Genomic DNA, 11,974 nt, shown 5'->3' with positions numbered 1-11,974 from the left:
CTGATAACGAAGAGGTCCCAGGTTCAAGTCCTGGTGGGCCCACGCAGGTCAAAGGCCGGTTCGCAGGTACGCGAACCGGCCTTTTTCGTGACCGCATGACTAACCGAGTGACTATGGCCCTTCAGCGGCCGGGAAAATCGTGTCCATCGCTTTCGCGCCGTGCTGGATCACCGGTCGCAGTTGGTGGCGGTACACCAACTCGGTGACCTTCGTGTCGGAGTGGCCGACGAGGCGCGAGATATCTTCGATGCTCAGGCCGCTGTCCGAGAGCAGCGACACGAAGCTGTGTCGCAGTTCGCGGGGTGTCCAGTCCTTCGGGTTCAGGCCTGCCCTCTCCAGGAGCCGCCGGAAGCCCCGTCGCACGTTCGCGGCGTCGAGCTGTGTGCCCACGTCCGAGGAGAACACGAGCCCGTCTTCCCGCCAGCGGTCGCCCGCGACCTTCCGTTTGAAGTCCTGGCGCCGGCGCTGGCGCTCCAGTGCCTCGATTGCACGTCCCGACAGCGCCAGTGAGCGGCGCGACTTCCGGGTCTTCGTGTCGTTGCCGACGCGGACCGAACGCCACACGTTGAGGTGCGGCGGGACGGGCGGGTCCAACTCAGGCTTGCCCGTCAAGTCCACCTCGGTCCAGTGCAGCGGGCGCGCTTCCTCCGTGCGCGCGCCGGTGAGCAGCGACACCACCGTGTATTCGCCGTACGTCGAGCGCTCAGCTTCGGCCGCGTCGAGCACGGCCGCCGCCTGAACGAGCGTCAGCGACTTCGAGGGACGCCCCTCACGGCCGACCGGCAGGTCGTCGCAGAGCAGCACCACGTTCCGGATCGCAGAACCCTTGGTGCGTTTCGCCGCGCGGTTGATCGCGCGCCGGAGGATCGCCCGGAGGTCCTGCAGCGTGCGGGTGGCGAGCACCTCGGACTTCTCCTCCAGCCACGCGTCGACGTCGTCCGCGGTCAGCTCGTTGCGGTTCTTCGGGTCGAGCAGCAACCGCGCCCCCAGGGACGGGATGACGTGGGTTTCGGCGAGGTTCGTGAGCTTGTCCACGGTTGCGGGAGCGCGGCCGTTGAGTCCGTGACGGAGCCAGTCGCGCACCGCTGTCTCGACGGTGGGTCCTATGCTCGCGAGCGCGGTGCCCTCCTTCGAGCGGGCGACCAGTTCGGCGAGAGCGTCCTTGGCTTCGGTCTTCGTCTTCCCGCTGCCGCGCCGCACGATCCGCTTCCCATTGGGCTGGTACCCGACGGTCAGTTCGGCGATCCACCGTTGCCGCGCTTCGGACCAATAGAGCCCGCCGTCACCGCGACTACGCCGCGTGGCCATAGCCGGTCACCTCCGCTTCCCGGATGAGCTGGTTCACGTACTGCTGGATGGCAATCGCTGGGATGAGCCGCGCCCGGCCCTGCTTCACGGACAGCAAGCGGCCCGCGCGCATGAGTTCGTAGATCACTGAGCGGCTCATTGAGAGCAGGCGCTTTGCCTCGTCGACGGTGTAGAGGTGTCGCGCGGGCACTGCGGGCGGCAGGATCGGTGCGTCCATGAGAGTCCCTTGGTGTCGTGAAGCGGGGCGGGTGCGGTGGCCACGAACACGGGCGGTCTCCTCTCGTCGGGAGTGACAGACCTGATGGGGTGTCACTCGGGGTGTCACGGGTATTTGTGCTGGTTAGGGCGGTTGAGTGACAGCGGTGACAGGTGTGACAGGTGCGGGGTGGTCACGGGTGTCACCGTGACGGCTGCGGTGTGACAGGTCGCGTAGGTGTCACACCTGCTGTCACACCTGTTTGTGCTGGTCAGCGCCCGGGAGTGACAGTGGTGACAGGTGTGACGGGGCGGGGGTGTCACCGCTGTGGCTGCTGCTGGGGGCGCTGTATTCGCCGCCGGTGGTCTTGTGCAGCTGTCCGTCGTCGGCCATGCGCTTGCAGGTCTGGCGGATCGTGCTGGGGTTGAGCTCCAGGGCTTCGGCGATCGCTTTCGGTGTGAGCGGGCCGTGGTCGCGCAGCAGGCGCAGGATCGTGGCGCGGGTGTCGGCGACGAGGTGGTCGGTGGCGGGGCCGTCGAGTTTGGTCCAGGCGCCGGCGTGGGCGTCGAAGGTCATGGCGTAGTCGGCTTCTTCGACGTCGCGGCCGGTTACGTGCAGCACCCCGTCGGCTTGTCCGCGGCCGCGTTCGAGAACCAGGGTGGCGTCCATGGCGCCGGTGAGTCCGGCGGTGCCGGAGACGAGGTTCTGCCAGTCGTCGGCGCCTTGTTTGCGGACGTGGTGGATGAGCAGGAATGGGACGCTGTACTCGTCGGCGAGCTGCTTGAACCGGGCGCCGGCGGCGTAGTCGCCGCTGTAGGCGGACACGCCGGGGATGACTGCTCCGCGCATTTTCTCGAAGGTGTCGATGATGACCAGCCGCGCGGTCGGGTTGTCCTCCAGCCATTCCCGCAGGACGTCTTCGCCGCCGGCGGTCATGGTGGGGCAGGCGGTTTCGAGAGTGAGCAGCTTCGCGGGACGGCCGCCGGCGGCGATTTGCTGCTTGCGGCGGCGCTGCAACCGGCGCCCGGTGTCTTCCAGCGCGCAGTAGAGGACCGGGCCACGTTCGACCTCGATGGCGTTGAGGGCGAGTGCGCCGTTGGCGATGGCGGCCCCGAGCCCGAGGGAGAGCCACGACTTGCCCAGCTTCGGCGCGCCGGCCAGCAGGTTGACCCCTTCGGCGAGCAGACCGGGCACGGCCCACTTCGGCGGCGGGAACTCCTCTCGCATCAGGTCCGCATCGGTCCACCGGGTGCGGCGGGCAGGCGGTGTCGGCACGGCGGCCAGAGGCCGGGGTGTGGTCATGGTGGTCTCCCTCGGGATCGGGTCAGGCGGCGACGGTGCGGGGCCGGTTTTGCCCGGCCCGGAGACCGGAACGGATGGTCGCGCGGGCCTGGGCTTCGCTGTAGGCGCCGCACGCGATGTGCCGGCCGGCCGCGGTCATGAGTCGTGCGGTGACGTCGTCGGCGTCGAGCGAGCCGCCGGCGACGAGCTGCCCGAGGGCGAGCGCGGCGGCGTAGAGCGCGGCGTTGCGCTGGCTGGACGCCGCGTCGTGGACCTTCCCGGCTTCGGCCGTGACCGCGGCGTCGAGGTAGCGGCCCCGCCGGTCACCCGCGGGACGCACCGGCCACGCGGGTGCGGCGGGTAGCGGCTTGGGGGTGAGCCGCTGCACCAGCCATGCCGGCAGGGGCGCGATCGGGCCGTCGAACAGGAACTCGTAGCGGCCGGCGTCGGTGACGGTGCCTGGGGCGACGACGTAGCCGCCCCAGGCTCGGGTGTCGATCTTCCAGCCGAGCCCGGTGCCGCGCTCGCCGCTGGTGTTCCGCAGCGTCACGTCCCCCGGCGCCCGGTAGTACAGGTGCAGGCCACCCGAGGGGGTGCGCACGGTGACGGTGTTCCCGGGCAGCTCCTCGCCGGCTTCGTCAGCGAGCACCGCGAGCACGTCCTCGCCCGAGGTCGCCCCGGCCGCGGCCCACCGCGCCGGAACGTCCTCGCCGGGCTTGGCGGTGTCGAGGTCGAGCACGCACAACCTGGACGGCCCCGTTGCCAGGCCGATCCCGTACGCCGCCTGCGACCACGCCACGCGGATCTTGTCCGCGCCGGTGGTGGCGCGCTGCTCCCACGTGCGGTGCCCGTCGGTGCAGCGGCCGGTGCCAGGGCAATCGTCTTCGTTGTGTCCAGCCGGGCGCTTCGTGCCAGGGCGCAGGGGGAAGACGTGCCACCCGCGGGCCGCGGCGTCGAGCGCAGCCGTCATGAGTTCGGTGTCCATTGTGGTCGCTCCGTTCAGACGAAGAGGGTGGTGACCTGGATGGCGTCCGGTGTCCCGGCCGGCACGAGCGCGAAGTAGTCCGGTTCGCTCTCGATCACCCACGCCAGGGCGAGGTCTCGGGGGCCGGCGCCGTCCAGCGATTCGCCGGACTCAGCGGCCCAGGCCTCGACCGCGGCCCAGGCCTGCTCGCGGTCATGGGTGCCGAGTACGTGCACGTCGCCGTTGTCGTCTTCCCACGCCTCAAAGGCCGAGACAGCGACGGTCGGCGGCGCCGCGACGCCCTGGTGCATGAGGGGCTTGTGTTTGCGGCTCATCGGGTTTCCTCCGGTCCGGGCGTGGTCAGCAGGTCGACGCGGCGGGCGGCGTCGGTGATGATGCGTGGGTGGTCGAAGGCGATCCGGTCGCGGTTGCGCAGCACCCAGGCGAGCGGGAGCCACCGGGCAAGCCGCGCGTCGTCGCCGGCAGTGGGGCGCACGAGGGTGTGCAGCACGGTCCAGAACGCCCCGGTCACGTAGCGGCCTCGCGGGTCGCGACCGGGCTGGTCGTACACGCCGACCTCGCCGAACCGCTCGACCAGCAGGCCGGTTTCCTCGCGGAACTCGCGCAGCGCGGCGTCCCGGAAGGTCTCGCCCGGGTCGACGTGCCCGCCCGGGAGTGCCCAGTAGCCCTCGAACGGGTCCCACCGGCGCTGGATCAGCAGCACGTGCCAGATACCGGCGCGGTGGGCGAAGGCGACGACGTCGCCGGTGAGGCGGGCTTGCTCGACGGTGTCGTGGGTGTCAGCCATCAAATCGGTTCCCTTCGGTGCGGTGGTGGTGTGTCACGTCCCCGTCCGGTGCAGGGGTTTCAGTCGTTGCGGCGGTGGGTGCGGCCGAACTGGATGCCGATCTGCTGCTCGACGTAGTCGTTTCCTTCGGCGACGTTGGTCGCACCGGGGGTCGCGCTGTCGTGGCTCGACGAGCCGGAATTTGCCGCGCGGCGGGTCGAGCTGCCGGGCCCGCTGAACGGGTCGAAGCCGCCACCGGAGGTGAACGTGGTCGAGCCGTGGTTGACGCTGATCTGCTCGCCGACGGTGGCGCCGGGCGCGGCGTAGTTGGTGAAGCGCGTGCCATCGGGGGCGGTGTACTCGGTGAAGCGCGGCTGGTCGCTAGTGGTCTGCGGCTGCTCGGTGCTGGTGTCGCTGTGCGACTCGCGCGGCGGGGCCTGGTGGTTCTTGCTCGCCGGCGGCGGGGTGTCGGGAGTGGACTCCTGTGCGGCGGCGGCGCGTTCGGGGGCCTTGAACGCGCCCCAGAGCGCGAGGACCTCGTCGCGCGCGGACGTGTCGAAGTCCTGCATCCAGTCCGGCGGCGTGGTGTTCGTCGAGCGGGGGTGCACGACGACGTCCGACGTCGAGCGCGACCGGCGGCGGGTGCCACCGCTCTTGCGGGGCTGACGGCGCGTGCTGCTCTGCTTCGCCTTGCGCTTGGGGGTTTTCGCCGCGGGCGGTGTGTTCGGAGTGGACGGTGCCGCCTTGTTCGGTGTCACGTCCCCCGCCTGAGCTGCGCTGTCCGGGGTGGGCTGCTCGTGCTGCTCCATGCGGGGCTCCTGTTCGGCCTGGTGGGTGGTGTTGTGGGCGTCGAGGTCGCTGCGGGCCTGGTCGAGTCGGGCGTTCGCGCTGGCCAGGGCTTCGGTGTCGCCGGCGGCTTCGGCCTTGGCGGCGGCGCGGCGGGCGCGGGAAATGCGCTGTCGGATCGCGGCGTGGTTGCGGGTTCCGCTGGATCCGCCGGCGCAGCGGCGGCCACCGTGGGCGGATGAGCGACACATGCGGGTTTCCCTTCCGTAGCGTGAGGTGTGGTCGACACGAGCGGTGTTCGGCGAGCGCGTGTGGTCAGAGCCGGATGTTGGTGAGCCGCCCGGCGGTGATCAGGCGGGGCGCGAGGGTGTTGATGCGGTCCCAGTGGCGGCCGACCGCCGCGCGGGCCAGAGACCGCGCCTTGCCCTCCGACAGCCGGGTGTCCAGACCCTTGTTGACGTGGCGGAAGTTGCGGATGTCGTAGCCGGCGTTGCCGCGGCTGGCGCGACCACAGCGGTGGTGGCGCAGCCAGCGGTCTTCGGCCTCGAACCCGCCCCAGCAGCCGACCGCGTAGCCGGCGAGGTTATTCGGGTCCCACTCCACGGAGCAGTGGCCGTTGTCGCCGCTGTGCACGATCTCCGTGATCGTGAATCCGGCGTCGGCCCAGACGGCGGCGTGCCCAAGCTCGTGCACGGCGATCCGGAGCTGGTGAGGGTCTTCCGGGTTTCGGCGGGGGCTGAACCATCCCATGGCGCGTGTCCTCTCACTGGTGACGGTGTGTAACGGTTTTTGGCATGGTGGTGCCGGCGCGAGCACTCGGTGCGGGTGTCGCGTGGCGGGTGAGATCGGGAGTGAGGTGCTGGATTTCGGGTTAGATTCCTAACCCGGCGGGTGAGATCTCCCAGGTCGGCGATGAGCTGCGGAAAGTTAGCCGAGTGAGGTGGGTTAGGTCCGCCGTGAGACCGGTGGTTTGCTGGTCTGCGGGCAAACTTCGCGGCCGGTGTGCGGACCTAACCCAGCCCGGTTCGGGCTACTCGTCTTCGTCGAGGTCCTCGGTCGCCGCAGCGGCCAGAGCCTCACGGATCGTGACCGGATCGATGGGGTAGCGGTTCCCCGTGCTGGGCACCTTGACGCCCCGCTGGGCGAGCAGGGCGCGCAGCTTGGTGCCGTCGAGCCCTGCGTACTCGCGCCCGTCCAGGGCGATGAGCAGCGGCGCGACCTTGGCCGCGGCCAGGGGTTCGGTCACGTCCCTCAGGACCTCGTCGAGGTCTTCGAGCAGATCCCGCGGCGCCGGCGCCTCGATCACGCTGGTCGGACGGTCGGCACCGGGGACGTGACCGCCCTTGAGCGCGGCGAGCGACCGCTCAATCAGCGGGGTGACCTGGTCGTTGTCCTTGGCGACGTCGAGGAAGTAGACCTGCACGATCTCCGAACGCTCGCCAGTGAAGCCCTTGACGACAGCGGTTCCCCTGTCAGTGCCCGGAATCAGCTCCGTGGCGCGGTGCCCTGCGGCGTAGGCGCCCTGCCCGAGCAGCGCGTCATTGGCAACGTGGTCGCCCACGGCGAACGCGATACCGTTCGAGCAGTTGCGCGTCACGTCCCTGGGCATGCTGTCCTTCGTCGGTGCCTGCGTCGACACGATCATGTGAATGGCGCGCTTGCGGCCCAGGCGCACGATGTCGACCAGAAGCTGAGCGATGTCCTTGCCGTAGGTCGGGTGCTGGATCGCGACGTGCGCCTCTTCCAGCACGCAGAAGATCGGGTGCAGCCCGACGCCCTTGGACGCGTATTCCCTGGTGACAGCGGGGATCTCGTACTTCACGAGCAGCTCGCCGCGAGCCTGCACTTCGGCGTGCAACTCCCGCAGGTCAGCGAGGATCTGCGCGATCTTCTCGTCTTCGGCACCCATCACGTAGCGGGAGCAGCGCGGGGCGAACACCTCGAAGTCGAAGTTCGCGTCCGGCACCCAAATCCGCAGCTCCACCGTGGGGTCCAGCGCGGCGCCGATCGCGATCACGCGGTCCGCGGACGACTTGCCCTGACCGGGAATACCGCCGGTTATCGTGTTGCGCTCGATCACCGGGCAGAGAATGGGTTCCCCGCGCAGCGTCCGTCCGAACGGGACGCCCTTGAACACGTCCACGAGCCCGCCGTCGAGCAGCGGATACGCGCCAGCACCTTCAGCGAGGGCGCCCTTGTCAGCCACCCACAGGTCCAAGATGCCCTCTTCGCTGCCCGTGGTGGGCCACACCTCTTTGGACAGACGGTGCAGCCCGGTCGCGAGATCACCACGACGACGCGCGATCTTCTCGGCCGTCACACCGGCGGGCAGACGGACCACGGCGTGGGTGCCGCGCCCGTCGCGACGGGCCGGGGTGAGGTACTGCATCGGCAGGCCCTCTTTGAGGTAGTTGGTGATCTGCGGGATCCGCAGTGCCGCAAGAGCCTGGGCGATGGTGGTCTCGTCGATCGTGAGATCGGCGTCCGCGCCGCGGTTCGTCGCGAGCCAGCCCGGCACCTTCCCCCGCTGCTTGCCCTCCCGGTACGCCCCCAACACCACACCCGCGGCGACCACCCACGGCGCGACCGCCACGAGCGGGGTCCAGGTCCACGCGATCGCGGTGAAGATCCAGCGCAGCGCGTCGAACACGCCCCCGATGACCCCGGTGAACGCGCCGGCTCCGGAGACCTGCACCAGGATCCCGATGAGCAGCACCATGACCACCGCCGCGGCGAGGGAGATCGCGCCGACCTTCATGAGCCGCTTCATCAGCTCCGGCAGTTCCATGATCCGGCGGTGGCGTGCTTCCTTGACGGTTTCCATGCGTTCCAGCCACTCCTTCACCTGCTCGCGGTCGCCGACGGCTTCGGCAGCCTTGATCTGGCGGCGGTAGACGCCCATGGTCGAGGCGTCCCACGCCCGGCCCCGCCACGAGTCGAGCCCCGCCATCACGGTCATGCCGTGCCCAACCAGGGCCTTGGTGCGCTCGTGACTGGCGACCTTCTTCGCGGTACGGGCGACCACGACCGCGTCGTTGCGGTAGCCGGCCCAGCGGGCTTGCGCGAGTTCCTTCTGCGACATGCGCGCCCGGAACTCGGCGTCGGTGAGCACCTCGTCGGGCTCGATCGCCTCGCCGGTCTCGACGCGGGTGGGCAGGTGGTGCACGGTGGCCAGCTCGCCGGCGGCCGGGGTGGTGGTGTCGTTGGTGGTCATGGTGGTGTCCTCTCCGCCGGTCACTGGTTGGCCTGGTGTTCGTCGCGCAGCTGGCGCGCAGCCTTGGGCGCGCAGTGGATCGCCTTGCGGATCGACTCCGCGGAGGCCGGGTTCATCGGCACGGTCGGGTCGGCCAGCGCCGCGGCGAAATCGGCGCGCAGCTGCTCGATCGTGCGGGTCTTCGGTGCCGGGTGGGTGGCGCGCTTGCGGGTCGATTTCCGCTGCTCCGAAGGCCGATCGAGGGTCAGCACCGGGGCGTCGGCGATCGGGTCATCCCCGGCCGGGTCGGCGGGTCGATCCTGGGTGGCCAGCCACGCGGTCACCTCGTCGGCGAGCACGTCCCCGACGTAGTCGCTCGCCTCGATCGCGGCGACCAGCCGGGCCCGGCCGTGGTGGCGGGTGAGGGTGTAGCGGCCGGGGGCGAACACCAGCCGCGCGGCCCCGTCCCGGTCGATCTCCGCGACCGCGTGGCGCACGGCGACGGTGCGGACCTTGGCGATCTTCTTCGCGGCCTGGCGGGCGATCCTCGAGTCGTCCCTCTCAGCCCGCGAGCGGCGCGGGGAGGCTACGGCAATCTGGTGGGCGATCACCCCGGCCACGGACACGATGCCCATGACCACGGCGGCGTCCCATCCGCGGTGCAGCCCGTGCAGGACGTTGAGGGCGAACCCGACCCCGGAGAACAGCCACACCCCGGTCTTGAGTGCCCACGTCGGCCGGTCGGGGTGCCGGCGAGCCGAGACCTCGACTGCGAGGGCGAAGGCCCACATGCCCAGCTCCGACAGGGCCGGCAGCGCGTTGCCGGTCCAGTCGCCGTAGGTGTCGTGCCCGTAGCTCGACATCGCGGGGATGGCCATCACCGCGGACACCACCGCGAGCAGGTAAATCGGCAGCCTCACGCGGTGCTCGGACAGCCAGCCGGTGAGCCGGGCGAACGCGGCGGCGCGAGCGGCCTTGCGGTCGGCGCGGCGCTTGTCGGCCAGGTCCGCGGCGGCGGCCTGGTCGGCCCGGCGCTGCGCGGCCTGCGCGGCAGCGGCGGTCAGGGTCCGGTCGAGCTTCGCGGCGGCGTCCGCGCGGCGCTGCTCGGCGTCGGCGACGCGGTCCGCGCGCCGGTTCTCAGCCCAGGTGCTCATCACGCACCCTCCCTGTTCTCGTCACGTCCCCCGGCCACCTGGGCCGAAGCGCTCTCGTCGGTGGTGTCGTTGCTGATCTGCCGCGGACTGGGGCCACTGGTGAGGGCGGCACGGGCGCGGCGGTGGGCGGTCAGCTCGTGCACGCCCCACGCCGCGGCGGTGGCGAACGAGCCGAGGGCGAGCCAGCCGGCGACCAGCCAGCCCAGGACGAGCGGGGCCGCGACGGCGAGCAGTTCCGCGAAGTGCCAGGCGATCCACTGGGTGGCGGCCTCGGTGCGGGTGCAGGTGGTGTGGCGAGTGGTCATGTCGGGTCACCTCCGTCAGTCGGTCGGAAAGAACTGGTTGATGGGGCCGCGGGGCGGGCGGGAGGCCTGCGCGGTGGCGTAGCGGTCCAGCTCACCCATGACCCCCGCGAGGATTCGCACGATGAGCACGAGCGGGATGCGGATCAGGTGCAGGACCAGGAACAGCAGGACGGTGACCGTGTGGCGGATCAGCGCCAAGGTGCCGTAGCGCTGCAAGACGTCGAATGTGGTCATGACCAACCACCCACCGACCGGTCACCGCGGATCGATTCGAGCAGTCCCTCGATCAGCCGCGTCGGCACCTGGCCGCGCTCGATTGCGGCCAGAGCGGCGTATGCGTCGGCGCATCGCAGTGCGCGTTCCTGGTACGTCTCCGCGACCGGGAAGGAACTGCCAGGGCCGCTCTTCCTCTCGTTGTTGTCGGCGGCCGCGGCGATCAGCTCAGCGGCCTTGGCCAGATAGTCACTCATCGCTTGTCCCCCTGGGCTTCCGCGGTGCGGCGGGCGCGGTCGATTTCTTCCTGTTGGGTCTGGACCTGGTCGTGGAACACGCCGGAGTCGCTCATGCGGCCACCTCCCACTGGTTGGCCAGGGCGGCGTCCTCGCAGGTGCCGCACTGGCGGGTGGAGGTCGGCACGCAGTACTCCTGCACCACCCCGCAGTCGACGCACACGCGGCGGGCGTCCATCGCGCGGGACAGCGCGACCAGCTGGGCCGGGGTGGCGGTGCGCTTGAGCGCGGCGCGTTCGACGGAGAAGAGCTCGGCGACGGTCTCGTGGGCGTAGGGCTTGACGTGGCGGAACACCAGCAACGCCACCGGGTCCTGCCCGTTGGGCCGCAACCCCGCGTCCCGCAGTTGCGACTTCGTGAGCAGGGTCGAGGGGGCTTCGCCCCAGCCGAACACGGGCAGCCCGTCGCGGAACCCGCGGCACAGGCACGCGTGGTGGGTGCGGCCGTCGAACACCCTCGTGATCTGCTGCTTGCGGTTGCGGGGGTTCACCGGACCTCACCCGCCCAGGCGCTGTGCAGCTCGTCCCCGGCCAGCTTGATCAGCTGCAACGCGACGTCGCGGTACACCCCGGCGCGGGGCCGCTTGATCGAGACCGGAACGTCGTCGTTGGCGAGCAGGAAACCCGCGTTCGTGGTGAGGGTGTCCGCGATTTCGCACAGGCGGCCGGCGATCTCGCGGGAGATCAGGACGTTCAGCTCGCGGGGGGTGTAGGTCACCGCGGTCGTCTGGTCGGCGACATCGCGGGCGACGGTCGTCGTATCTACCATCTGGGGTTCCTCCGTGCGGTCTTGCGGCTGGATGGTGGAACCCGGCGCGGCGAGCGCGTTCTTGGCGGAGTGAGCCGCCGCGTCGGGCTGGAAGATCAGGCGGGCGGTCATCAGGCGGCCTCGCCCTCGAACGCGGCGGCCTGGATCGGGGCGTTCTTGCCCTGGCCCGGCAGACCGGCGATCAGGATGTGCGAGCGGAGCAGCTCGCGGCCGGCGCGGCGGCGGGTGCGGCTGGCGCGACGCTGGTCGGTGAAGTCGCAGCGGAACGCGGCCTCGGCGGCGAACTCGTCCGCGGCCAGGTCCAGGTCCACCTGCTCGATCAGAGCGTCGATCGCGGCTTCGGTCAGACCGTCCGGGTAGACACCCTCGCCGGCGATCTCGTCGACAAAGCGGCCGGCGGCTTCGAGCTGGGAGCGGAAGCGGTTGGTGCTCATTCGGGGTTCCCTTCGAACGAAGTTGCAGGTCAGTGGGGGTGATTCAGAGCGAGCGGAAGAACGTCGAGAGGTTCGTGATCACGTGCTTGACGAAGGTCGCGGTCTCCAGCGGCGAGGTGACGACACAGCCGACGACCAGCGCGAGCAGGACCAGACCGAGCAGCTTCTTGCCGACGCCGGAACCGGTCTTGATGCCGGGGAACATGTGCTGCTGCTTGGCCATGGGGTCCTCCTGGTGTTGGGTTCATCCGGAGTGATCCGGACCACCAAGAAGCTAACAGTTGATGTA

General features: G+C 70.3%; 17 protein-coding genes. All 17 read right to left on the bottom strand.

Going from position 1 to position 11,974, the window contains the following annotated elements:
- Nucleotides 1-111 precede the first annotated feature (111 nt).
- The 17 genes from AB0K15_RS47215 to AB0K15_RS47135 all read right to left on the bottom strand — a co-directional run bounded on the left by AB0K15_RS47215 (nt 112) and on the right by AB0K15_RS47135 (nt 11,908).
- Entirely contained in the window at nt 112-1,308 is a 1,197-nt protein-coding gene (locus AB0K15_RS47215) for a site-specific integrase (protein WP_364067623.1), read from the bottom strand.
- Nucleotides 1,292-1,525 (bottom strand): helix-turn-helix domain-containing protein, encoded by a 234-nt coding sequence (locus AB0K15_RS47210; protein WP_364067621.1) that lies wholly within the window; start codon nt 1,523-1,525, stop codon nt 1,292-1,294. Before AB0K15_RS47210 ends, AB0K15_RS47215 begins: the two co-directional genes overlap by 17 nt.
- A 231-nt stretch (nt 1,526-1,756) precedes the next feature.
- Complete coding sequence (locus AB0K15_RS47205) at nt 1,757-2,806, bottom strand: AAA family ATPase (RefSeq protein WP_364067619.1); 1,050 nt, start codon at nt 2,804-2,806, stop codon at nt 1,757-1,759.
- Between the two features lie 22 nt (nt 2,807-2,828).
- A complete protein-coding gene (locus AB0K15_RS47200) occupies nt 2,829-3,770 on the bottom strand; it encodes a bifunctional DNA primase/polymerase (RefSeq protein WP_364067617.1) in 942 nt (313 codons plus the stop codon).
- Nucleotides 3,771-3,784: 14 nt separating this feature from the next.
- The gene (locus AB0K15_RS47195; protein ID WP_364067615.1) at nt 3,785-4,084 is read right to left on the bottom strand and encodes a hypothetical protein; all 300 of its coding nucleotides are present in this window, start codon (nt 4,082-4,084) and stop codon (nt 3,785-3,787) included.
- Nucleotides 4,081-4,557, bottom strand: a complete 477-nt coding sequence (locus AB0K15_RS47190) for an NUDIX hydrolase (RefSeq protein ID WP_364067613.1) — start codon at nt 4,555-4,557, stop codon at nt 4,081-4,083. The genes AB0K15_RS47195 and AB0K15_RS47190 overlap by 4 nt, the downstream gene beginning before the upstream one ends.
- A 59-nt stretch (nt 4,558-4,616) precedes the next feature.
- Nucleotides 4,617-5,573: a hypothetical protein gene (locus AB0K15_RS47185; protein ID WP_364067611.1), complete on the bottom strand. Its 957-nt coding sequence runs from the start codon at nt 5,571-5,573 to the stop codon at nt 4,617-4,619.
- Nucleotides 5,574-5,637: 64 nt separating this feature from the next.
- Nucleotides 5,638-6,072 (bottom strand): hypothetical protein, encoded by a 435-nt coding sequence (locus AB0K15_RS47180; protein ID WP_364067609.1) that lies wholly within the window; start codon nt 6,070-6,072, stop codon nt 5,638-5,640.
- A gap of 280 nt (nt 6,073-6,352) precedes the next feature.
- Nucleotides 6,353-8,536, bottom strand: a complete 2,184-nt coding sequence (locus AB0K15_RS47175; RefSeq protein WP_364067607.1) for a cell division protein FtsK — start codon at nt 8,534-8,536, stop codon at nt 6,353-6,355.
- A 20-nt stretch (nt 8,537-8,556) separates the two neighbouring features.
- A complete protein-coding gene (locus AB0K15_RS47170) occupies nt 8,557-9,669 on the bottom strand; it encodes a hypothetical protein (RefSeq protein WP_364067605.1) in 1,113 nt (370 codons plus the stop codon).
- Nucleotides 9,669-9,974, bottom strand: coding sequence for a conjugal transfer protein TraH (locus AB0K15_RS47165; protein WP_364067603.1), 306 nt, complete (start codon nt 9,972-9,974; stop codon nt 9,669-9,671). The genes AB0K15_RS47170 and AB0K15_RS47165 overlap by 1 nt, the downstream gene beginning before the upstream one ends.
- Nucleotides 9,975-9,989: 15 nt before the next feature.
- Nucleotides 9,990-10,208 carry a hypothetical protein gene (locus AB0K15_RS47160; protein WP_364067601.1) on the bottom strand — a complete coding sequence of 73 codons (219 nt, stop codon included), beginning with the start codon at nt 10,206-10,208 and terminating at the stop codon, nt 9,990-9,992.
- Nucleotides 10,205-10,444 (bottom strand): hypothetical protein, encoded by a 240-nt coding sequence (locus tag AB0K15_RS47155; RefSeq protein WP_364067599.1) that lies wholly within the window; start codon nt 10,442-10,444, stop codon nt 10,205-10,207. The genes AB0K15_RS47160 and AB0K15_RS47155 overlap by 4 nt, the downstream gene beginning before the upstream one ends.
- Nucleotides 10,445-10,535: 91 nt before the next feature.
- Nucleotides 10,536-10,973: an RRQRL motif-containing zinc-binding protein gene (locus tag AB0K15_RS47150; protein ID WP_364067597.1), complete on the bottom strand. Its 438-nt coding sequence runs from the start codon at nt 10,971-10,973 to the stop codon at nt 10,536-10,538.
- Nucleotides 10,970-11,362, bottom strand: a complete 393-nt coding sequence (locus AB0K15_RS47145) for a hypothetical protein (RefSeq protein WP_364067595.1) — start codon at nt 11,360-11,362, stop codon at nt 10,970-10,972. Before AB0K15_RS47145 ends, AB0K15_RS47150 begins: the two co-directional genes overlap by 4 nt.
- Nucleotides 11,362-11,685, bottom strand: a complete 324-nt coding sequence (locus AB0K15_RS47140; RefSeq protein WP_364067593.1) for a hypothetical protein — start codon at nt 11,683-11,685, stop codon at nt 11,362-11,364. Before AB0K15_RS47140 ends, AB0K15_RS47145 begins: the two co-directional genes overlap by 1 nt.
- 43 nt (nt 11,686-11,728) lie before the next feature.
- Nucleotides 11,729-11,908, bottom strand: coding sequence for a hypothetical protein (locus AB0K15_RS47135; protein ID WP_364067591.1), 180 nt, complete (start codon nt 11,906-11,908; stop codon nt 11,729-11,731).
- Nucleotides 11,909-11,974: the final 66 nt, after the last annotated feature.

It is taken from the genome of Amycolatopsis sp. NPDC049253 (genome assembly GCF_040678995.1).
Lineage (GTDB): Bacteria > Actinomycetota > Actinomycetes > Mycobacteriales > Pseudonocardiaceae > Amycolatopsis.
This window is presented reverse-complemented; position numbering and strand designations above follow the sequence as displayed.

Coding starts and splice junctions, on each gene's coding strand:
- AB0K15_RS47210 (WP_364067621.1), bottom strand. CDS start 1,525: ATGGACGCACCGATCCTGCCGCCCGCAGTGCCCGCGCGACACCTCTAC.
- AB0K15_RS47170 (WP_364067605.1), bottom strand. CDS start 9,669: ATGAGCACCTGGGCTGAGAACCGGCGCGCGGACCGCGTCGCCGACGCC.
- AB0K15_RS47180 (WP_364067609.1), bottom strand. CDS start 6,072: ATGGGATGGTTCAGCCCCCGCCGAAACCCGGAAGACCCTCACCAGCTC.
- AB0K15_RS47165 (WP_364067603.1), bottom strand. CDS start 9,974: ATGACCACTCGCCACACCACCTGCACCCGCACCGAGGCCGCCACCCAG.
- AB0K15_RS47205 (WP_364067619.1), bottom strand. CDS start 2,806: ATGACCACACCCCGGCCTCTGGCCGCCGTGCCGACACCGCCTGCCCGC.
- AB0K15_RS47175 (WP_364067607.1), bottom strand. CDS start 8,536: ATGACCACCAACGACACCACCACCCCGGCCGCCGGCGAGCTGGCCACC.
- AB0K15_RS47215 (WP_364067623.1), bottom strand. CDS start 1,308: ATGGCCACGCGGCGTAGTCGCGGTGACGGCGGGCTCTATTGGTCCGAA.
- AB0K15_RS47145 (WP_364067595.1), bottom strand. CDS start 11,362: ATGACCGCCCGCCTGATCTTCCAGCCCGACGCGGCGGCTCACTCCGCC.
- AB0K15_RS47160 (WP_364067601.1), bottom strand. CDS start 10,208: ATGACCACATTCGACGTCTTGCAGCGCTACGGCACCTTGGCGCTGATC.
- AB0K15_RS47190 (WP_364067613.1), bottom strand. CDS start 4,557: ATGGCTGACACCCACGACACCGTCGAGCAAGCCCGCCTCACCGGCGAC.
- AB0K15_RS47155 (WP_364067599.1), bottom strand. CDS start 10,444: ATGAGTGACTATCTGGCCAAGGCCGCTGAGCTGATCGCCGCGGCCGCC.
- AB0K15_RS47195 (WP_364067615.1), bottom strand. CDS start 4,084: ATGAGCCGCAAACACAAGCCCCTCATGCACCAGGGCGTCGCGGCGCCG.
- AB0K15_RS47200 (WP_364067617.1), bottom strand. CDS start 3,770: ATGGACACCGAACTCATGACGGCTGCGCTCGACGCCGCGGCCCGCGGG.
- AB0K15_RS47185 (WP_364067611.1), bottom strand. CDS start 5,573: ATGTGTCGCTCATCCGCCCACGGTGGCCGCCGCTGCGCCGGCGGATCC.
- AB0K15_RS47140 (WP_364067593.1), bottom strand. CDS start 11,685: ATGAGCACCAACCGCTTCCGCTCCCAGCTCGAAGCCGCCGGCCGCTTT.
- AB0K15_RS47135 (WP_364067591.1), bottom strand. CDS start 11,908: ATGGCCAAGCAGCAGCACATGTTCCCCGGCATCAAGACCGGTTCCGGC.